Source organism: Kocuria rosea (assembly GCF_023715525.1).
GTDB lineage: Bacteria > Actinomycetota > Actinomycetes > Actinomycetales > Micrococcaceae > Kocuria > Kocuria rosea_A.
In genome coordinates, this window is record NZ_JAMBOG010000037.1 from 1 (window position 1) to 18,141 (window position 18,141).

Sequence of the window (18,141 nt, forward strand, 5' to 3'; positions counted from 1 at the left end):
CGACCGGCTGCTGCGCATACTGCTGCCCATGTGATCCCCCCAGACCCATCAGGTTTCCCATAGTGAACGCCTGTGACCAGGGAATCCACCCGCACTTGTGGGGAGACCACCCCCCAACCGGGGACACAACCACGCTCAGGCCAGGGCATGACCGATCTCCTGCCCTGACGCAGGCGCCCTACGGGAATCAGGAGCTGCCGAGGCCGCATCAGGTTCTTCGAAGGCGCTCCTGCGACAGTTCCGCTCATGGATCTGAGCTGTCAAGCGGGCGACTGCGCCTACGGTGCAGTGCACCTCGTGCCGGACGCCGAGGGAGGGGAGAAGTCGCTGACCCAGCTGGCCCACGCACCCATCAGGCGTTTCTGCGCCGTTCATGCCGAACTGGTCAGCGACCGCTACGCCCAGGCTGTGGCCTGGACCCTGATCACCTGTTACAGCCAGGGCCGCAGCGTGGAGCTTCACCAGGTGCAGGCCCTCTGTGACCAGTTGCGGGAGATGCCCACCGACCTCGCCCAAGCCACCTGCGCCATCCTCACCCGACTCCCGGGCATCGGGTGACCAGCACACCACCGGCCGGACGAGGTTGCCCCTAGGACTCCGCCGGGCCGCCCGGTTCATCTTGTCCGGGGCGGCGCCGGGACCCGGTGATCCAGCCCCTGGTGAGCCTGCCGCTCACCGGCAGCAGGATCCAGGTGAGGGCCGCGACGAGCAGTGCTGCGGTGAGCGCGGTGCTCAGCGGCCGCGGCCAGCCGCTGGTCAGTTGCGGCACCACGGCCGACAGCAGCAGGCTGGTGGGGTAGACGCAGGCGAAGGTCACCACCGCCTGGCGCCACTTGATGGGCCGGCGGAGTCCGTTCACGAATCCACCCACCGATGACATGAAGCGGGACAGGCCGACGAGCACATGGCGAGAACCTACCAGGTCCCCGCCACAGTCCGAGCGCACGCATTTGATGGGCTGCCCACACGGCCCGCGCAGCGCCGCAGCGCGTTGCGGATCTGGGAGGCGGTGAAGGTCAGCCGCCGCCCGCCCGTCGCCCCGGCGGCCCGGCGCTCGGCGGCCGAGCCGGTGACGCGTTCGCGGGCGGTCTCCGCTGCCATCTGGACCAGGTCCGCCGTGACGGCGAAGACCGTGGGTCCCGTCGGGGTGGGCGGTGCCCCCGTGTCCCCACCGGGCTGCAACCCGCCACCCCGCGCCACGTCCCCGCGACCGGTCGGGGCCGGCGAGGACGCTCTGCGTCGACCGCCCCAGCCGCTCCGGTTGTCCGGCACGGCTGCGTGGGATGCCACGTACTGCAGTGCCGCCTCGCCCGGGCAACCGGTGGGATGGTCGCTGCGCTGTCGCAGCGTCCACGTCACCTCGATCCCGGCTGGATGTGCCCAGGACCGGATGTCGCCGCCGGTGGGCACTTCGATGACGGCCCGTCCGTCCATGAGCGGGTCCGGGGACCGCAGGATTCCTTCGATGGCCGGCGCCGCCGTCTCGTCACCGACCAGCAGCACCGGCCGGCGACCGCTCGCGGGCATGAACGCCGCCCCTTGGTCGAGCAGTCCCAGTGGCTGCCCGGCCGGGCATGCACCGTCCAGTGGGCGGCCGGGGTGTCGACCAGCCCGGTGGCCGCGGGGTGCGCCAGCCACGGCCGGCACCAGGAGTCCGCGGTCATCGTCGGCAGCATGGGCCTGTCCTGGTCGGGCGTGGGGAAGAACAGCCCGAACCAGTGGTCGCAGCCGTGGTCGGGACGTCGTTGCAGGTCCTCCCCGGCCCCCACGACGCGCCGGAGGATAGGGCTCAGGCGAAGCCTTGCCGCACGTGGAGGTGCAGCACCGAGGAGCGCATGAGGGCGGGCCGACCGAGCTGCCCAGCCGGACCGGGACGCCGGCCACCGGCTGGGGGTGCACGTCGGGTGCAGGGAACGGGCACCCGTCCTGCTTGCCCGCTGGCTCGAAGCCGACCCGGCACCATTAGCGCACAGGGGTGTGAGCTAATGCTCGGGGCCGTGTTACAGTTCAGCGGAAGTAAGGCCACCCTTACTTCTGCCTCGCCAGGCGTCTGGCAGGAGGCTGCCCGCGACCCGGGCAGTCTCCTGCTGCCCGGCGGTCCTGTCGACGCCCCGGGAGGGTGTCCCCGTCCGCCGTGATGAGCCCTCAACGGGAGCAGCACGCCGGGGCGGATCGCCTGCGCCCCCGCTGCGGGGCGGCCTGCGGCAGCTCGCCAGCTCCTCGAGCCCGTCCCGGGGGCCGGGCCGGGTCGATGACGACCCAGCACGTCCTCCTCCCGGGCCAACGCCCCGTCCCGCCCGACGCCCTCCACGACCCCGCCCTCTGCTGCACGAATCCCCACCGAAAGGCCACCATGTCCCGCCCTGCCAGACTCCCCATGCTCTCTGCGGCCATGCTGCTCGCCGTCGGACTCGCCGGCTGCTCGACGTCCTCCTCGACCCAGGGCGCGGAGGCGAGCGGGGACGACTGGACACCGGTCACGATCGAGCACGCGCTGGGGACGACGACCATCGAGGCGAAGCCCGAGCGCGTGGCCACGGTGAACTGGGCCAACCACGAGGTGCCCCTGGCCCTGGGCGTGGTGCCGGTCGGGATGGCCGCAGCCAATTTCGGCGACGACAACGGCGACGGCGTTCTGCCGTGGGTCGACGAGAAGCTCGAGGAGCTGGGGGCGGAGACCCCGGTGCTGTTCGACGAGACCGACGGCATCGACTTCGAAGCGGTCGCCGACACCCAGCCCGACGTCATCCTGGCCGCATACTCCGGGCTGACCCAGGAGGACTACGACACCCTCAGCGAGATCGCCCCGGTGGTGGCCTACCCCGAGACGGCCTGGGGCACCCCGTGGCGGGAGATGATCGAGCTCAACAGCCAGGCCCTGGGCATGACCCAGGAGGGCCAGGAGCTGATCGCGGGCCTGGAGCAGGAGATCACCGACACGGTTGCCGCGCACCCGCAGATCCGGGACAGGTCGGCGATGTTCCTCACCCACGTGGACAGCATCGACCTGAGCGAGGTCAGCTTCTACACCACCCACGACACCCGGGCCATGTTCTTCGAGGACCTGGGACTGACCACCCCGGGCAGCATCGCCGAGGCCTCGGCAGGCACGGACAAGTTCTCCCTGACCCAGAGCGCGGAACAGGCCGACGCCTTCGACGACGTGGACATCATCGTCACCTACGGCGGGGACGAGCTGGTCACCGCCCTGGAGAAGGACCCGCTGCTGTCGCAGATGCCGGCAGTGGCCGACGACGCCGTGGTCAACCTCCCCGGCACCGACCCGCTGGGCACCGCGGCCAACCCCACGCCGCTGTCCATCTCCTGGGTCCTGGAGGACTACCTGTCCCTGCTGGACCAGGCCGCCGACCGGGCCCGGTGACCGCCACCGGTGCAGGCCGCCTGGGCGCTGGCCCTGGTCGTCGTCCTGATCGCGCTGATGCTGGCCTCGGTGACGGTGGGCTCCCGCGACGTGGCCTGGCCCGATGTCGTCGCCGCCTTCGGCGGCTCGACCGAGGGCTTCGACCAGGCCGCCGTCGCCAAGCGCATCCCCCGCACGTGGCTGGCGGTCCTGGCCGGTGCGGCCCTGGCCGTGTCCGGGGCCGTGATGCAGGGCGTGACCCGCAACCCGCTGGCCGACCCCGGGATCCTGGGGGTGAACACCGGGGCGTCGCTGGCCGTGGTCGCCGGCATCGCGTTCTTCGGGCTGAGCACCGCCACCGGTTTCATCTGGGTGGCGATCATCGGGGCCGGGATCACCGCGGTGCTCGTCTACGCCGTCGGGTCCCTCGGGCGCGGTGGCGCGACACCGCTGAAACTGGCCCTGGCCGGAGCTGCGACGTCGGCCGCGCTGACCTCGCTGATCAGCGCGGTGGTGCTCCCGCGCGGGAACATCGCCGACGGGGTGCGCTCCTGGCAGATCGGCGGGGTCGGCGGGGGGACCACCGGCAGCCTCCACCAGGTGCTGCCGTTCCTCCTGGCGGGGCTTCTCGTCTGTCTGCTCTCCGCCCGGGCGCTGAACTCCCTGGCCCTGGGCGACGACCTCGCCGCCGGCCTCGGGGAGCGGGTGGCCGTGGCGCGGGCCGCGGCCGCCCTCGGGGCGGTCGTGCTGTGCGGGGCGGCCACCGCGGTGACGGGGCCGATCGGGTTCGTCGGCCTCGTTGTCCCCCATGCCTGCCGGCTGCTGGTGGGGGTGGACCACCGGCGGCTGCTGCCCTGCTCCGCCCTGGCCGGAGCCGCCCTGCTCACCGCCGCCGACGTGCTCGGGCGCATCGTGGCCCGCCCGGCCGAGATCGAGGTGGGCATCATCACCGCGCTGATCGGCGCCCCGTTCTTCATCCACATCGTCCGACGACAGAAAGTCCGCGCCCTGTGACCCCGCAGCCCACCGCCACCAGGGACACCGTCACGCGCGGCCGCGCCCGCCGGATCCGTCGTTCCCGCAGCGTGCACGCGGTGCTCCTGCTCCTGATCGTCGCCGTGCTGGCGGCGAGCCTGATGGTCGGTCAGAGCTTCTACTCCCCGGTCGAGGTCCTCCAGGTGATCCTGGGGCACGAGGTGCCCGGGGCGACGTTCACCGTCGGGCGCCTGCGACTGCCCCGGGCCGTGCTGGCCGCCCTGGTGGGGCTGTGCTTCGGGCTGGGCGGGGTCACCTTCCAGACCATGCTGCGCAACCCGCTGGCCAGCCCGGACATCATCGGGATCAGCGCCGGGGCCGGGGCCGCGGCCGCCTTCGCCATCATCGTCCTTTCGCTGGGGGCCACGGCCGTGTCCGTCTTCGCGATCGTCGCCGGCCTCGCCGTCGCACTGCTGATCTACGCGCTGTCCTACAAGGACGGTGTGGCCGGGACCCGGCTGATCCTGATCGGCATCGGTATCGCCGCGATGCTGGAGAGCGTCACCGCCTACGTCCTCTCCCAGGCCGGCCAGTGGGACCTGCAGGAAGCCATGCGCTGGCTGACCGGCAGCCTCAACGGCACCGACTGGGGACAGGTCGTCCCCGTGCTCATCGCCCTGGGAGTCCTGACCCCGTTGCTGCTGAGCCAGTCCCGCAACCTGACCATGACCCAGCTGGGCGACGACACCGCCGCCGCCCTGGGAGTACGGGTGAGCCGCACCCGGCTGGTCGTCATCGTCGCCGCCGTCGGGCTGATCGCCTTCGCCACCGCCGCCGCCGGGCCCATCGCCTTCGTCGCCTTCCTCTCCGGGCCCATCGCCGCCCGCATCGTCGGCTCCGGCACCTCCCTGCTGGTGCCCTCGGCGCTGGTCGGGGCTCTGCTCGTGCTCGTCGCCGACCTCTGCGGCCAGTTCGCCTTCGGCACCCGCTACCCGGTCGGGGTCGTCACCGGCGTACTGGGGGCGCCGTATCTCATCTACCTGCTCATCCGCACCAACCGCGCCGGAGGCTCCCTTTGACCACCGATCACCGTCTCACGGTCGAGAACCTGAGCCTGGGCTACGGCGACCGCACCGTCATCGACCATCTGGACCTCTCCGTCCCCCCGGGCCAGGTCACCGCCATCGTCGGTCCCAACGCCTGCGGCAAGTCCACCCTGCTCCGCTCCCTGTCCCGGCTCCTGGCCCCCCGCACGGGCCGCGTCATCCTCGACGGCAAGGACGTGCACCGGATGCCGGCCAGGCAGCTGGCCCGCACGCTCGGGCTGCTGCCGCAATCGCCGATCGCCCCCGAGGGCATCACCGTGGCCGACCTCGTCGGCCGGGGCCGCCACCCGCACCAAGGCCTGTTCTCCCGGTGGAGCGCCGAGGACGACGACGCGGTCGCGGCCGCCCTGGACGCCACCGGCACGGCGGCACTGGCCGAGCGCTCCGTCGACGAGCTCTCCGGCGGACAGCGCCAGCGCGTGTGGATCGCCATGGCCCTCGCCCAGCAGACCGACCTGCTGCTCCTGGACGAGCCCACCACGTTCCTGGACGTCAGCCACCAGGTCGAGGTCCTCGACCTGCTCACCGACCTCAACCACACCCGCGGCACCACCATCGTCATGGTCCTGCACGACCTCAACCTCGCCGCCCGCTACACCGACCACCTCATCGCCCTGAGCGCCGGCCGACTCCACGCGGCCGGACCGCCGGACGTCGTGCTCACCGAGGACACCGTCCGGGCCGTCTTCGGCCTGGAGAGCCAGGTCATCATCGACCCGACCTCGGGCAGACCGCTCATGCTGCCCATCGGGCGGCACTACCAGCTGCACCGCACCCCGCCGGAAGCCCGGTCCCGCTGAGCCCGACGGGGCATGCCGGACAGCTCGGCCGCCCGCAAGGAGGGGCATGCTGTGCTCAGGCGGCCCGGAAGGTGCAGTTCATGGAGTCCGCGCCCCGTCGCGACCCGCGCCTGCGGGGCGGAAGCGGTGCGAGGCGTCTGCCGGGGCGGCGCCGGTGACGTGCTCGGCGTGCGAGAGCGCCTCGACCAGCAGCCTGTTCACGTGCGTGTCGGTGGCCCAGTAGTAGGCGAAGGTGCCCTGCCGCCGGCTCTCGACCAGCCCGGCCAGGCGCAGCTTGGCCAGGTGCTGGCTCACCGCCGCCGGCGCGGCGCCGACCAGTCCGGCCAGCGCGTTCACACTGGACTCGCCCCGGAACAGCGCCCACAGGATCTTCACCCGGGTCGCATCGGAGAGCATGCGGAAAGTCTCCGCGGCAATCCGGGCATGCTCGTCGTCGGGGGCGGGGTGGACCGGCTCGTCGTGCACGGCATCATGCTATCCGCGCATTTGTACCTGCGTATCTACGCAGATACGCTTCCAGCGTGAAGCACGTCCGGCCCACCCACGCACACGGCGGCTCCCCCGCCCACTCGCACTCCCGCTCCCACTCCCACGGCGAGGGGCATGAGCACCACGGAGTCTGGACCCGGCTCAAGCACGCCCTGGTCCCGCACAGCCATGACCACACCGACGCCATCCAGACCGCCGAGCAGGCCAGCTCCATCGGCATCCGCGCCGCCTGGATCAGCCTGGCCGGGATGGGCGCCACGGCAGTGCTGCAGGTCGTCATCGTCTGGCTCAGCGGGTCGGTGGCCCTGCTCGCCGATACCCTGCACAACCTCGGACACCTGGCCACGACGGTCCCGCTGATCATTGCCTTCCGCCTCGGCCGCCGAGCCCCCCACCCGGACCTACAGCTACGGATTCCGGCGGGCCGAGGACCTGGTCGGCCTGCTGATCGGGGCGGTGATCGCCGTCTCGGCCGCGCTGATCGTCTGGGAATCGCTGCGGGCGCTGACCACCCAGCAGGACATCACCCATCTCGGCTGGGTCCTGGCCGCCGCCGCCGTCGGCGCCGCCGGCAACGAGGTCGTGGCCCGCTACCGCATCCGGGCCGGGCGCCGCATCGGCTCGGCGGCCCTGGTCGCCGAGGGCCAGCACGCCCGCACCGACGCCCTGACCTCCCTGGCGGTGGTGCTCGGCGTGATCGGCGCCTGGCTCGGGCTCCCGTGGGTGGACCCGCTCATCGGCCTGGTCATCGCCGCGGTGATCATCGCGGTGCTGGTCGGCTCGACGCGCACGGTCGTGCGCCGTCTCATGGACGGCGTCGAAGCCGGAACCCTGGACCTGATCGAGCACACGGCCGCCGCCGTGCCCGGAGTGGAATCGGTGGGCCAGGCACGAGCACGGTGGAGCGGGCACCGCCTGGAGGCCGATGTGGACATCGCCGTCGAGGACGCCCTCAGTGTCGAGGCCGGCCACGTCCTCGCCCACACCGCCGCCGAGCATCTGCGACGGCACGTCCCGCACCTGCAGCAGGCCACCGTCCACGTCGTCCCCGCCCGCGCGAGCCGGAGGATCTCCAGGTCGTGAATGACGTCCACCACGGTGGCTTCACCACCTCCGACGCCGGGGAAGCAGCCGAGGCCCTGAACCGTCTCATCGGCCGCGCCCAGGTCCACGCACCTGCCGACGAGAGCTTCCGCCTGGCCGTGTCCTGGGCCGCGGCCGGTCCGGTGATGTGCAGGCGGGCCCGGGTGGGGCGGGGGTCGACGGTGCGGATGGGCGTGGAGTCCCCGCAGGCGATCAACATCGCCCAGGTGAGCGGAGGGTCCATGACGGTGCGCGCCAGGGGCGAGCACCACCGTCTCGGCTCCGGCCCGTACCTGATGCCCCAGCACCGGTTCACCTCGGCCATGGAGGCCACCGATCTGACCATCGTGGCCCTGGACCACGCCTGGGCCCAGGACTACGCCGGTGAGCTCCTGCAGCGGGAGAACTTCCGGCTCCAGCTCACCGGCACCGGCCCCCGTCACCAGGCCGCCGCCGACCACTGGGCCCGCGCCGTGGCCCACCTGAGCGCGGTCCTGAGCGATCCCGACGCGGTCGCGGTGCCCCTCGTCCGCGCCGAAGCCCAGCGCCGGGTGGCCACCGCACTGCTCAACAGCTTCCCTAGCACCTTCACCGACCACCACCTCCCCGAGGAGACCACCACGCACCTGCCCGGCCCCGTCCGCCGAGCAGTCGCCTACATCGACGAGCACCTGGGCGAGCCCGTCGACCTGGCCCACCTCGCCACGGCCGCCCGCCTCCCGGCCCACCAGCTGGTCACCGCCTTCCGCCGGCACCTGGGCACCACCCCGGGGGGCTATCTGCGCACGGCACGCCTGGACGCCGCCCACCACGCCCTCGTGGCGGCCGACCCCGCCCACGGGGACACCGTGCCGGCGATCGCCCACCGGTGCGGCTTCCCCAACCTCGCCCGGTTCACCACGGAGTATCGCGCCCAGTACGGATGCACCCCGACCGAGACCCTGAACTCCTAGGCGGCACGCGGGGGTCGCGTCGTCGACCACCAACCCGTCGAACCACACCAGGGAACGCGGACAGCGCTTGCGAACCCCTCACCCCCACCGCCGCCCGCCCCGGCCGGGTTCACGGACCCCGCGGAGCGAGACGACCGTGGGGCAGGTCTTTCGACCTGCCCCACGGTTGTCGGGGGATCACGCTGTGGGGATCAGGACTGGTGGGCGTCGGCGGGCCTGGCGACCTGATAGATCGCTCCGGTGGAGACGTCCTCCTCGAGGTCTTCCAGGGAGCGGTTCCGGGTCTCGGGGACCTGGGTGGCGACGAAGATCAGGGCCAGCACGCCGATGCCGGCGAAGAGGAAGAACGTGCCCGAGATGCCGACCGTGCCCACCAGGGTGGGGAAGTACAGGGCGACGAAACCGTTCATGGCCCAGCCGAAGAACACCGAGATGCCGATGCCCAGTCCGCGCATGTGCAGCGGGAAGATCTCGGCGAGCCACACCCAGACGGCGATGTTCAGGAAGGTCTGCATCGAGAGTACGAAGGCGACCACGAGGATCAGGATCACGATCGGGCGGGCCGGGCTGCCGTCGGGCAGCAGGTTGCCGGCAACGCCGATCAGGAGGTGGCAGGTGGTGGTCAAGGACAGGCCGATGATGAACGTGGTGCGGCGGTTGAGCCGGTCCATGTTGTACAGGGCGATGAGTCCGCCGATCACGGCCACGAGCCCGAAGGCGATGTTGGCGAGCACCGCCTGCTGCGCTGTCATCCCGGACTCCTCCAGAATGCGGGTGCCGTAGTACATGACGGAGTTGATGCCGGTCAGCTGCTGGGTCATGGACACTCCGATGCCGATCAGGATGATCCGCAGCAGCCACTTGTTCGTCAGCACCGCTTTCAGCCCGACCTGGTGCGCCTCGATCTCCATGGCCGCGACGCGCTCGATCTCCTCCAGCTCGGCCTGCGCGCGCTCGGCCGGGCGCACCGTCCCCAGCACCGCCAGGGCGTCGTCGTACCGGCCCTTCTCCGTCAGCCAGCGCGGGGATTCAGGCATGCGCAGCATGCCGATGAACAATCCGATCGCCGGCAGCGCGGAGACGGCGAACATGATGCGCCACACCCCGTCCACGACGTCGCCGAGCGTGACGGCGATGATCGCGTTCATGACGAAGGCGGACAGCTGTCCGGAGACGATCGCCAGCTCGTTGCGGCCCGTGATCGACCCGCGGATCTCGTAGGGGGCGAGCTCGGCCAGGTACACCGGCACCACCGTCGAGGCCCCGCCGACGGCGAGGCCGATCATGATCCGTCCGCAGACCAGGACCGCGAACCCCGTGAGGGAGAACGTCTCCGGCTGCGGCGACGCCGGGGAGAAGACCACCAGCAGGGTGCCGACGAAGAACAGCACCGCCAGGAGGATGATCGTCTTCCGCCGGCCCCAGGCATCCGAGATCCGGCCCAGGAACAGGGCCCCGACTGCCGCCGCGAAGATGAGCGAGCTGATCACCACGCCCAGCTGGATCAGATTCAGCCCCAGGTCCTGAGCCATCGGCCCCTCGGCGCCGTTCGTCACGCCCGTGTCGTAGCCGAACAGCAGCCCGCCCAGGCAGGCGACGACCGAGATCTGTCCGAGCCGCTTCCGGTGCGGCCCATCGGTCAGCGGTGGAAGGGCGACCCGGCTGTCGCCCGGGGAGGTGTGGGACATGTGAACTCCTTTGTCGATGACTTGATGAAGTGTCTGTGGCTCGTGGACAGCACCGGTCTCAGGACGGATCCTGCGGGCCTTCGACGTCGCGATCCGGTCGAGAAGGCAGGACGCCGGACGGTGCCGGGGTGCGTGCAGGTGGAGTGCGCCGAAATCCTCCGGTGAGCTCGCGGTGGCCCCGGCTGGGTGGCACACCCCGGGCGCGGGCGACTGCCGCAGAAGCTCTATCGGAAGGCGGGAGGAGCCGGCGGGCGCGCCCACTGGCGGGGTGACGTGACGTAGGTGCCGACTCCCGTCGTGCGTATCACCAGACCGGCATCGACCAGATGCTGCATGGCGCGGCGCACGGTGACGCGGGCGATGCGCAATCGGGCCGCCAGCTCCAGCTCGCCGTCCACCCGGGTGCCGGGCGCCAGCGCCCCGGTGCGGATAGCGCCCTCCAGGACGAGAGCGAGTTGGTGGTAGAGGGGCACCGGAGAGTTCTTGTCGATCGACCAGGACCAGGTCGCGGTCATGACATGCCTCCGGCAGGGCGGGAGGTGGGCTGCTGCCCGTTCGGGGACGTGCAGCCGGCGGGATCCGGTGCGGATGCGGGTACCGCCGCCGCAAGCCGGGGTCGCCGCCGGCGACGCTGTGCGGCGGAAGCACGTGCTGCACTCATGAAAGGTCTCCTCCTCGGGCCGGGGCGTCCGCGCCTGCGCCCGCTGCTGCGAACTCGTCCGTGTCGTTGTGTTGGCGATCACACTAATACGTACTAGTGTTTCTGCCAAGCGGTTTGTCAGGACATGGGAAGTCACACGTCCTGAACCGTCCCTTCCGTCACCCGGACCTCTCTCGAAGGAGCACCCGTGCCTGATTCCCGCACCCTGAACGTCGGTCTGATCGGCGCCGGCCGGATCGGTTCCAGCCACGCCGAGCTGATCACCCGCACCGTGCCCAACGCCGGGCTGGTCGCGATCGCCGATCCGGTCGCCGGCGCCGCGGCCCGTTTGGCCGAGTCGTTGCACGTGCCCGCCGCCTACACCGATCCGGCCCAGCTGTTGGCCGACCCGGCGGTGGAGGCGGTGGTGATCACCGCCCCGGCCCGCTTCCACACGGGGCTGGTGGAACGGGCCGCGGCCGCGGGCAAGGCCGTCTTCTGCGAGAAGCCGGCCGGGATGACCCTGGAGGAGATCGAGCGGATCCACCAGGCCGTGGACACGAACGGGGTGCTGTTCCGGATCGGCTTCAACCGCCGCTTCGCCGACGGGTTCCCCCAGGCGAGGACCGCGATCGAGACCGGGCGGATCGGCACGCCGCAGCTGCTGCGCTCGGTCACCCGCGACCCGGGACTGGCCGACCCGGGCGCGGTGGCGCCGTGGACGATCTTCCTGGAGACCCTGATCCACGACTTCGACACCCTGAACTTCCTCAACCCCGGGGCCCGGGCGGTGCAGGTCTACGCGGTGGCCGACGCCCTGGTGGCGCCCGACTTCAGGGACGCCGGGCTGCTGGACACCGCCGTGGTCACGATCCGCTACGACAACGGGGCGATCGCCACCGCCGAGGCCAACTTCTCGGCCGCCTACGGGTACGACACCCGGGCCGAGGCCTTCGGCTCGGCCGGCATGGTCACCGCCGGCGAGCTGGCGGCCTCCAGCATGCGCTACTACGGGCCCGAGGGCCTGGCCGCCGACACGGTGCGCGCCGACACCCAGTCCATGCGCGGCGCCTACACCGCGGAGCTGCAGGCCTTCACCGACGCCGCCCTCGGGACCCCGGTGGACGGACCCGCCGTCGAGGCGGCCCGCGAGGCCCTGCGCATCGCCCTGGGCTGCATCGAGTCCTGCCGCACCGGGGCACCGGTGGCCCTGGACGTCGTGGGGGCCGCCCGGTGAGCGGGTTCACCCTGGCGGCCAACGCGGAGATGCTCTTCGGCGACCTGCCGTTCGAGCAGCGCGTGCGGCGGGTGCACGAGGCGGGGTTCGAGGTCGAGATCTGGGACTGGACCACCAAGGACCTCCAGGCCCTGGCCGCCACCGGGGCGCGGTTCGGTTCCATGACCGGCTACGTGCGCGGGGCCCTCGTGGACCCGGACGGGGCTGCGGAGCTGCTGCGCACCGCCGAGGACTCCCTGGTGGCCGCGCAGGTCATCGACTGCCCCCGGCTCAACGTCCACGGCACCGGTCTGGACCCCCAGGGGCTGCCCGTGGTGGCCCACGAGGTGGTGACGGGGGCGGACTGGCTGGCCGCCGTCCGCACCCTGGATCGGCTGGCGGGGCTGGGGGAACGCCACGGGCGGGTGTTCACCCTGGAGAACCTCAACACCGCCCTCGACCACCCCGGGGTGCCCTTCGCCCGCGCCGAGGACACCCTGGCCCTGGTGGCGGCCGTGGACAGCCCGCACCTGCGCCTGAACCTCGACCTCTACCACGCCCAGATCGGCGAGGGAAACCTCGTGGAGCTGTGCGCCCGCGCCCTTCCGTATATTGGAGAGATCCAGGTCGCCGACGTGCCCGGGCGCTGCGAGCCCGGCACCGGGGAGATCCACTACCCGAAGGTGGCCGCCGCCCTGGCCGAGACCGGATACGAAGGAGTGATCGCGATGGAGGCCTTCGCCGCCGACGACCCCGAGGCCGCGCTGGCCCGCTTCCGCGATGCCTTCACCCTCTGATGACCGCTGATCCGCCGGAGGCCTCCGGGCGCCCGTTGCGGCGTCGCGTCACCATGCGCGACGTCGCCCGGGCGGCCGGGGTCTCCCAGCCCTTGGTGTCGATCGTCTTCCGGGGGGCGCCGGGGGCCAGCGAGGAGACCCGCGCCCACGTGCTGGCCGTGGCCGGGCAGCTGGGCTACCGCCGCGACGAACGCGCCCGGCTGCTGCGCCAGGAGCGCTCCCGGTTGCTCGGCGTGGCCTTCGAGCCGGTGCAGCCCTTCCACGGAGAAATCCTGGACGGTCTCCACGCGGCCGCCCAGGAGCACGGCTACGACGTGGTCCTCTCCGCCGTGACCCCCCACCGCGGCGAGGACGCCGCGGTGGAGGCCCTGCTGCGCGACCGGTGCGAGGCCCTGATCCTGCTCGGCAGCTCCCTGCCCCAGGACCGGCTGGAGCGCATCGGCGCAACGCTCCCCGTGGTCTCGGTCACCCGGGCCCTCACCACGCGGGCCTGCGACAGCGTGGCCACCGACGACCACCGGGGCGCGGTGCTGGCCGTGGAGCACCTCACCGGTCTCGGCCACCGGCGCATCGCCTACATCGACGCCGACCGGGAGGCCGGCGGACAAGGCCGCCGCGTCGGCTACCGGGACGCCATGGCCGCAGCCGGCCTGACCGACCACGCGCTCATCGTGTCCGGTGGCGCCTCCGAGGCCGAGGGAGCCGCCGCCCTCACCGGCCTCGTGGGGCGTGGCCCGGCCCCCACCGCGGTCATCGCCTTCAACGACCGCTGCGCCATCGGCGTCGTCGGCCAGGCCCGTGCCCTGGGCCGCTCCGTGCCCGAGGAGCTGTCCGTGGTCGGCTTCGACGACTCCGAGCAAGCCGCCCTGCCCTACATCAGACTGACCACCCTGGCACAGGACCCCCGGGAGCTGGCCCGCAACGCGGTGGACCTGGCCCTGCGCCGCCTCGCCACCACGGCGGAGGACACGCCCGTGGCGGGCCGGCACGTCGTGCTCCCCGCCCGGCTCGTCGCCCGCACCAGCACAGGCCCCCTCCGCACCGGCCCCTGACCGTCCCCCGAGGTCCAGCACCAGCAAGCCCACACCCCGGCCGCGCAGCGCTCCCGCGGACGCCGGCATTCCTCCGCCGAGCGGCGATGCCCGCACAGGAACCTCGACGGCAACAGGCGGGGTCCCGGGCTGAAGCCGGTCGATGGGCACGCCCCGGCTGTCCTGCTCGCCCCGGGGTTCCTCGCTTGTCCGAGGGCGGATGCTGTCACGTGGTGAGCCACTGCTCGACGGTCTGCTCACCGTGCTGGAACCCGGGCCGGGCCACCCAGGTGCCGTCGCGCACCGGACGCCCCGACCCGCCGGGGATCGGCTCGGCGCCCGAAGACCCACTCGTGCGCACCGAGGACTGCAGCCCGCTGCCGGTTCGACTTCACCCGACGCTCCGCCCGAGGCCCGACCGGATTCGGTACGCGGGCAGTCGGGACGGCCCCGGCAAGGTGCACGCTGTTGCTCCGACGCCGGACTCGGCGGAATGGACCCCGGTCTCGATGCTCCCGGCGCGATCGAACCCCGGCGGGGACCATGCGCGTCATCGCCGTCGCCGAGGAACAGACGAGCCGTCCGCCCGCGGACCCTGCGCTGCGGGGCAGCCCCGGGACAGATCTGCACCGGTGAGCTCAGGGGGAGCCACCCGATCCGGCCGTCGATCCTCGCCCCACACCTCCGGACGCTTCGGACCGCTCGATCCGATGCTCGACGCGGATCCCGCGCTCCGTTCAGGACCCGCGGCCCACCACCCCCATGGTGATCGCACCTCTCAGGCGGGCCGCAGCATGGACGCCGGAGTCCCGCACCGTTGTTCGTCGAACACCTGCGGTGGACCTGCACTGCCTACTCGGGCAGGGCGCGTGGATGCGGCCGGCCGCGCCGGGTCGCCCACGCAGGCGACCTTCCCGGCGACGTCGTCTCCGGCCTCACCCTGCTGGTGGTTCCGACGGACATGTCGGTCCACGTCACGGAGGAAGCCCTTGTCGGCCGGACGTCCGACCCCGCGGGAGTCGCACAGCGCAACGCCCCTGCGGCCACCACCTGATGAGCCGACGGGCCACGGATCCTCCGGGCATCGACAGCAGCGCAGAGGTCAGCGCCTCCGCTCGTCGTCGGCGGGAGTTCTGCTGTGCCGTGCTGTTGCGTGCTCGACCGGCATCGCCGGTCTCCCGGCCGCTGGGGACGGTACCAGCACAGGTGTGGGTGCAACCATCCCCTCGATGTCGCGGGTGTCGAGGGCCATGGTGCGCTCAGGGGCGGACGCCGGGTCTGCCCCACGAGCCGGGGCCGAGCGTCTCGCCGGTGAGCTCGATGTGCTCGAGTTCGTGGAGAGGCAGCACGGTGCCGGGGTTGTGCCGGTCCGTCTCGCACCGCACCAGCGCGACCATGCCCGGGTGCGCCGGCTCGGACGGGATGCCCAGGACGATCTCACCGGCTCGCAGCCTCAGCCCGGGTCGGTCGGTGCGCATCCGGTAGCGGGACAGCTGAGGCGTCGTCATGGGGTGTCTCCTGGAAGGTGGTAGGAACCGGTGTCCCGCAGGGCGGTGTCGGCCGCCCTGGCGACCCCGGTAGGGCGCAGGACGTCACGACGAGCGAGAAGGGACATGTCCGGATTGCACCCCGGACAGCCACGGGAGGAGCCACGCCTGGCGGGTGGTTCAGGCACTGTTCACCGGATCGCCGCGGAGCCGTCCCACGCAGGCCCTTCACCGCCACCCCGGCGCCAGCACGGCGGCCGGCCCGAGGCCGGTGAAGGCCACGGGGAAGGCACGCGTGAGTGTGCGGGCACCGGGACCGTGTACACCTGGTGGCCACTCAGCAGCCACCAGGACGTCATCGGACCCGATCAGACTGGCAGTACGTCCAGCAGGCGAGGATGCTCTCCAGGGGTCACCTCGATGCCTGCAGGCGGAAAGTGGTGCACCACCAGGGGAACGTGCAGAGGATTGCCCTGGACCGGGGAGTGATGGGGGGCGCCGAGAACCGGTTGCGGCGAGCCCACGATGCTCGTGCCGGCTGGGCGATGGTGAGGAGTGGTCATGACTGAACAGAACGTCGAACTCGGCGATCCGCGGATACTGCACCGGACGGCCGAACCGTTGGCGCACCGCTACACCGGGGTGTTCTTCCCGGAACTGGTCGAGCGCTGCGTGGCCGAGGCCCACGCGGCCCTGGCGCGCACCGCCCGGATCCAGACCTATCTGGGCCCCATGGCCCTGCACGCGGCCGGGGACCGGCTGCGCGTGCTGGCCCGGGCCAAGGGCAGCGCCTCCGCACCGGTGCGGCAGGTGCTGTTCGTGGACGCCCACGACACCGGCCCGGCCCAGATCGCCGCCGGCATGCTCGCTCACCACGCCGGGCCAGGGGTCGTCACCCGCTCCGCCGGGGTGGACCCGGGAGCGGCAGTGGACCCGTTCGCAAGGGGGGTGCTGACCCGGTACGGGATCGACCGGGCCACGCCCGTCCCCCGGCCGCTCACCGAGGATCTCGTGCAGGCCGCCGACTGGGTCATCACCATCGGTCCGCAGGACCTGGGGCTGACGCCGTCGGGCACCATCGTCCAGACCAGGGCGATCGGGGGATCGCTCGACGAGAATTTTCTTGCCGAGGACGATGACCGGTCTCTGGTGGCCGGCCTGGACGACCGCGTCCAGGCCCTGTGGGTGGAGATCACCTCCTCACCCGAGTTCCACCGATGACTCCCCCCGGCTGAGCCTCGCTGCTTGGTCCCTGCCGCGCCCACAGCGGTTCCCCGGCACCGGCCCCGGCGCCCTGAGCGGCAGAACCGATCGGCCGGCCCGCCGAGAGGATCGGCCTCGACGTCCGAGACGTCGGCCAGTAGACGCGTCCGACGCCGGTCACCGGCAGTGCCGGGTCATCCCATGGGGGCCGTGAGCGGGCAGCCGGCCGAAGCCCTGGACACCCGCGTGCTCCAGCGCGCCGCCGACCAACGGACCGAGCCGACCTCTCCTGGGGATCGCCGGGGCGGATCGAGGAAAGGAGCGATGATGCAGCGCACCACGGGTGTCGGGCTACGCGTCTTCGTCCTGTGCGCCTCACCGGCGGTGGCGGTGCTGGCGGTGGCCACCGACGCCCCGGCGGTGATGCTCCTCCTCGGTGTTCCCGGCGCCCTCGTCGCCTACGTGCTGCACATCGACCGCCACGGATCCACTCACCGAGCCCCCGTCGTCCTCGTACCTTCTCGCGCCGGCGACCTGCCGGATCGGCCCGGCGCCTGGCTTGTCCTGCTATCCCATCCGTTGTTCCCTGACCCGGAGGTCACCCTGATGGACGAGATCACCGCGGGCCGACACCAAGCCCGCCTGCTGCGCCGCGCCCTGCGGCGCATCGGTTGCACGGACCACCGCCTGTGGCTGCGCTACCTCAGCCACGGCGGATTGCTGGGCGAGCTCGAGATCGAGGCGTACCTGCACGACAGCTTGCGCCTGCCCACGAGCGAACGGGACCGCCTGGTCCGGGCCGCCAACGCACTGCTGCACCAGCATCCCGATCTGCAGGTGCCGACCACCACCGAGCTGCTGACCCGTCCTCGCGTGGAGGGCCTCCACCGGGACCGCCACGACTGAGCCACGGCCCGCCCGGACCGGGGCCGCGCCTGCTGTCACTGCCGGTCGGCTCAGACCAGGCCGGCGACCACCAGCAGCCCCACTCCGGCGGCGGTGAGCACCGACGACCCGGCGAAGGCGAGGGTGTGGGCCGTGATCGGCTGGGTCGCCGCGGAGAACCGGGCCCCGGTGCGGCGGCCACGGCGCCGGACGTCGAAGAACATCGGCCACACGACAGCGGCCAGCAACAGTAAGGTGCTGAGCAGAGTCAGCTGCAGGTCAAGAGGCACGCCGAGAATTCTAGGTGTACTGCCCAGGGTGGTTGGTTGAGGTGCGGCGACTTATCTGCGCTGGTTGATGCATGAGGAGGGCCTCCTGCGTTGGAGTGGAAGTGTCTAGGTTCCGCATCCGACGAGGAGGCCCTCGA

General features: G+C 72.0%; 19 protein-coding genes and 3 pseudogenes. 13 read left to right on the plus strand and 9 right to left on the minus strand.

Annotated elements, in window-relative coordinates:
- Positions 1 to 246 precede the first annotated feature (246 nt).
- On the plus strand, positions 247 to 558 hold the full coding sequence (locus M3185_RS16380) for a hypothetical protein (RefSeq protein ID WP_251334742.1): 312 nt from the start codon (positions 247 to 249) through the stop codon (positions 556 to 558).
- A gap of 31 nt (positions 559 to 589) precedes the next feature.
- Here the strand turns inward: M3185_RS16380 and M3185_RS16385 are convergent, their stop codons facing one another.
- From M3185_RS16385 to M3185_RS17590, 4 genes and pseudogenes are all read right to left on the minus strand, one after another.
- On the minus strand, positions 590 to 859 hold the full coding sequence (locus tag M3185_RS16385) for a hypothetical protein (RefSeq protein WP_251334743.1): 270 nt from the start codon (positions 857 to 859) through the stop codon (positions 590 to 592).
- A gap of 56 nt (positions 860 to 915) precedes the next feature.
- The gene (locus M3185_RS16390; protein WP_251334744.1) at positions 916 to 1,101 is read right to left on the minus strand and encodes a hypothetical protein; all 186 of its coding nucleotides are present in this window, start codon (positions 1,099 to 1,101) and stop codon (positions 916 to 918) included.
- A 165-nt stretch (positions 1,102 to 1,266) separates the two neighbouring features.
- A pseudogene (locus tag M3185_RS17585) lies at positions 1,267 to 1,527 on the minus strand (SIP domain-containing protein); the annotation flags it as partial.
- A gap of 107 nt (positions 1,528 to 1,634) precedes the next feature.
- Positions 1,635 to 1,973, minus strand: a pseudogene (locus M3185_RS17590) (siderophore-interacting protein); the annotation flags it as partial.
- A 404-nt stretch (positions 1,974 to 2,377) separates the two neighbouring features.
- Between M3185_RS17590 and M3185_RS16395 the strand changes: the two are divergent.
- The 4 genes from M3185_RS16395 to M3185_RS16410 are packed head-to-tail and all read left to right on the plus strand — an operon-like array spanning position 2,378 to position 6,242.
- Positions 2,378 to 3,382: an iron-siderophore ABC transporter substrate-binding protein gene (locus M3185_RS16395; RefSeq protein ID WP_251334745.1), complete on the plus strand. Its 1,005-nt coding sequence runs from the start codon at positions 2,378 to 2,380 to the stop codon at positions 3,380 to 3,382.
- Between the two features lie 57 nt (positions 3,383 to 3,439).
- The gene (locus tag M3185_RS16400; RefSeq protein ID WP_251334760.1) at positions 3,440 to 4,375 is read left to right on the plus strand and encodes a FecCD family ABC transporter permease; all 936 of its coding nucleotides are present in this window, start codon (positions 3,440 to 3,442) and stop codon (positions 4,373 to 4,375) included.
- Positions 4,372 to 5,415: a FecCD family ABC transporter permease gene (locus tag M3185_RS16405; RefSeq protein WP_251334746.1), complete on the plus strand. Its 1,044-nt coding sequence runs from the start codon at positions 4,372 to 4,374 to the stop codon at positions 5,413 to 5,415. The genes M3185_RS16400 and M3185_RS16405 overlap by 4 nt, the downstream gene beginning before the upstream one ends.
- A complete protein-coding gene (locus tag M3185_RS16410) occupies positions 5,412 to 6,242 on the plus strand; it encodes an ABC transporter ATP-binding protein (RefSeq protein WP_251334747.1) in 831 nt (276 codons plus the stop codon). The genes M3185_RS16405 and M3185_RS16410 overlap by 4 nt, the downstream gene beginning before the upstream one ends.
- A gap of 78 nt (positions 6,243 to 6,320) precedes the next feature.
- Here M3185_RS16410 and M3185_RS16415 read toward each other — a convergent pair whose 3' ends face one another.
- On the minus strand, positions 6,321 to 6,707 hold the full coding sequence (locus M3185_RS16415; RefSeq protein ID WP_251334748.1) for an ArsR/SmtB family transcription factor: 387 nt from the start codon (positions 6,705 to 6,707) through the stop codon (positions 6,321 to 6,323).
- A gap of 272 nt (positions 6,708 to 6,979) precedes the next feature.
- On the opposite strand from M3185_RS16415, the pseudogene M3185_RS17595 reads away from it, so the two are divergent.
- The 3 genes and pseudogenes from M3185_RS17595 to M3185_RS16425 all read left to right on the plus strand — a co-directional run.
- Positions 6,980 to 7,051: pseudogene (locus tag M3185_RS17595) on the plus strand (hypothetical protein); the annotation flags it as partial.
- Between the two features lie 43 nt (positions 7,052 to 7,094).
- Positions 7,095 to 7,814: a cation diffusion facilitator family transporter gene (locus M3185_RS16420; RefSeq protein WP_251334749.1), complete on the plus strand. Its 720-nt coding sequence runs from the start codon at positions 7,095 to 7,097 to the stop codon at positions 7,812 to 7,814.
- Entirely contained in the window at positions 7,811 to 8,767 is a 957-nt protein-coding gene (locus M3185_RS16425) for an AraC family transcriptional regulator (protein ID WP_251334750.1), read from the plus strand. Before M3185_RS16420 ends, M3185_RS16425 begins: the two co-directional genes overlap by 4 nt.
- Before the next feature lie 191 nt (positions 8,768 to 8,958).
- Here the strand turns inward: M3185_RS16425 and M3185_RS16430 are convergent, their stop codons facing one another.
- On the minus strand, positions 8,959 to 10,455 hold the full coding sequence (locus tag M3185_RS16430; RefSeq protein ID WP_251334751.1) for a sugar porter family MFS transporter: 1,497 nt from the start codon (positions 10,453 to 10,455) through the stop codon (positions 8,959 to 8,961).
- A 224-nt stretch (positions 10,456 to 10,679) separates the two neighbouring features.
- A complete protein-coding gene (locus M3185_RS16435) occupies positions 10,680 to 10,970 on the minus strand; it encodes a GntR family transcriptional regulator (RefSeq protein WP_251334752.1) in 291 nt (96 codons plus the stop codon).
- A gap of 333 nt (positions 10,971 to 11,303) precedes the next feature.
- Between M3185_RS16435 and M3185_RS16440 the strand changes: the two genes are divergently transcribed.
- Genes M3185_RS16440 through M3185_RS16450 form a run of 3 tightly spaced genes read left to right on the plus strand, consistent with a single transcriptional unit; the run spans position 11,304 to position 14,160 of the window.
- A complete protein-coding gene (locus M3185_RS16440) occupies positions 11,304 to 12,332 on the plus strand; it encodes a Gfo/Idh/MocA family oxidoreductase (protein ID WP_251334753.1) in 1,029 nt (342 codons plus the stop codon).
- The gene (locus M3185_RS16445; RefSeq protein ID WP_251334754.1) at positions 12,329 to 13,108 is read left to right on the plus strand and encodes a TIM barrel protein; all 780 of its coding nucleotides are present in this window, start codon (positions 12,329 to 12,331) and stop codon (positions 13,106 to 13,108) included. Before M3185_RS16440 ends, M3185_RS16445 begins: the two co-directional genes overlap by 4 nt.
- Complete coding sequence (locus tag M3185_RS16450; protein WP_251334755.1) at positions 13,108 to 14,160, plus strand: LacI family DNA-binding transcriptional regulator; 1,053 nt, start codon at positions 13,108 to 13,110, stop codon at positions 14,158 to 14,160. Before M3185_RS16445 ends, M3185_RS16450 begins: the two co-directional genes overlap by 1 nt.
- Positions 14,161 to 15,398: 1,238 nt before the next feature.
- Here the strand turns inward: M3185_RS16450 and M3185_RS16455 are convergent.
- Entirely contained in the window at positions 15,399 to 15,647 is a 249-nt protein-coding gene (locus M3185_RS16455) for a hypothetical protein (protein ID WP_251334756.1), read from the minus strand.
- Between the two features lie 540 nt (positions 15,648 to 16,187).
- Between M3185_RS16455 and M3185_RS16460 the strand changes: the two genes are divergently transcribed.
- Together M3185_RS16460 and M3185_RS16465 are read left to right on the plus strand one after the other, a co-directional pair.
- Complete coding sequence (locus M3185_RS16460) at positions 16,188 to 16,847, plus strand: arsenate-mycothiol transferase ArsC (protein WP_251334757.1); 660 nt, start codon at positions 16,188 to 16,190, stop codon at positions 16,845 to 16,847.
- A 306-nt stretch (positions 16,848 to 17,153) separates the two neighbouring features.
- On the plus strand, positions 17,154 to 17,735 hold the full coding sequence (locus tag M3185_RS16465; RefSeq protein WP_251334758.1) for a hypothetical protein: 582 nt from the start codon (positions 17,154 to 17,156) through the stop codon (positions 17,733 to 17,735).
- A 50-nt stretch (positions 17,736 to 17,785) separates the two neighbouring features.
- Here the strand turns inward: M3185_RS16465 and M3185_RS16470 are convergent, their stop codons facing one another.
- Positions 17,786 to 18,004 carry a hypothetical protein gene (locus M3185_RS16470; RefSeq protein WP_251334759.1) on the minus strand — a complete coding sequence of 73 codons (219 nt, stop codon included), beginning with the start codon at positions 18,002 to 18,004 and terminating at the stop codon, positions 17,786 to 17,788.
- Positions 18,005 to 18,141 lie beyond the last annotated feature (137 nt).

Bases quoted from the DNA above. Each gene is read 5' to 3' on its own strand.
- M3185_RS16465 (WP_251334758.1), top strand. From the start codon at position 17,154: ATGATGCAGCGCACCACGGGTGTCGGGCTACGCGTCTTCGTCCTGTGC.
- M3185_RS16435 (WP_251334752.1), bottom strand. From the start codon at position 10,970: ATGACCGCGACCTGGTCCTGGTCGATCGACAAGAACTCTCCGGTGCCC.
- M3185_RS16450 (WP_251334755.1), top strand. From the start codon at position 13,108: ATGACCGCTGATCCGCCGGAGGCCTCCGGGCGCCCGTTGCGGCGTCGC.
- M3185_RS16380 (WP_251334742.1), top strand. From the start codon at position 247: ATGGATCTGAGCTGTCAAGCGGGCGACTGCGCCTACGGTGCAGTGCAC.
- M3185_RS16430 (WP_251334751.1), bottom strand. From the start codon at position 10,455: ATGTCCCACACCTCCCCGGGCGACAGCCGGGTCGCCCTTCCACCGCTG.
- M3185_RS16400 (WP_251334760.1), top strand. From the start codon at position 3,440: ATGCTGGCCTCGGTGACGGTGGGCTCCCGCGACGTGGCCTGGCCCGAT.
- M3185_RS16395 (WP_251334745.1), top strand. From the start codon at position 2,378: ATGCTCTCTGCGGCCATGCTGCTCGCCGTCGGACTCGCCGGCTGCTCG.
- M3185_RS16455 (WP_251334756.1), bottom strand. From the start codon at position 15,647: ATGACGACGCCTCAGCTGTCCCGCTACCGGATGCGCACCGACCGACCC.
- M3185_RS16390 (WP_251334744.1), bottom strand. From the start codon at position 1,101: ATGGCAGCGGAGACCGCCCGCGAACGCGTCACCGGCTCGGCCGCCGAG.
- M3185_RS16460 (WP_251334757.1), top strand. From the start codon at position 16,188: ATGACTGAACAGAACGTCGAACTCGGCGATCCGCGGATACTGCACCGG.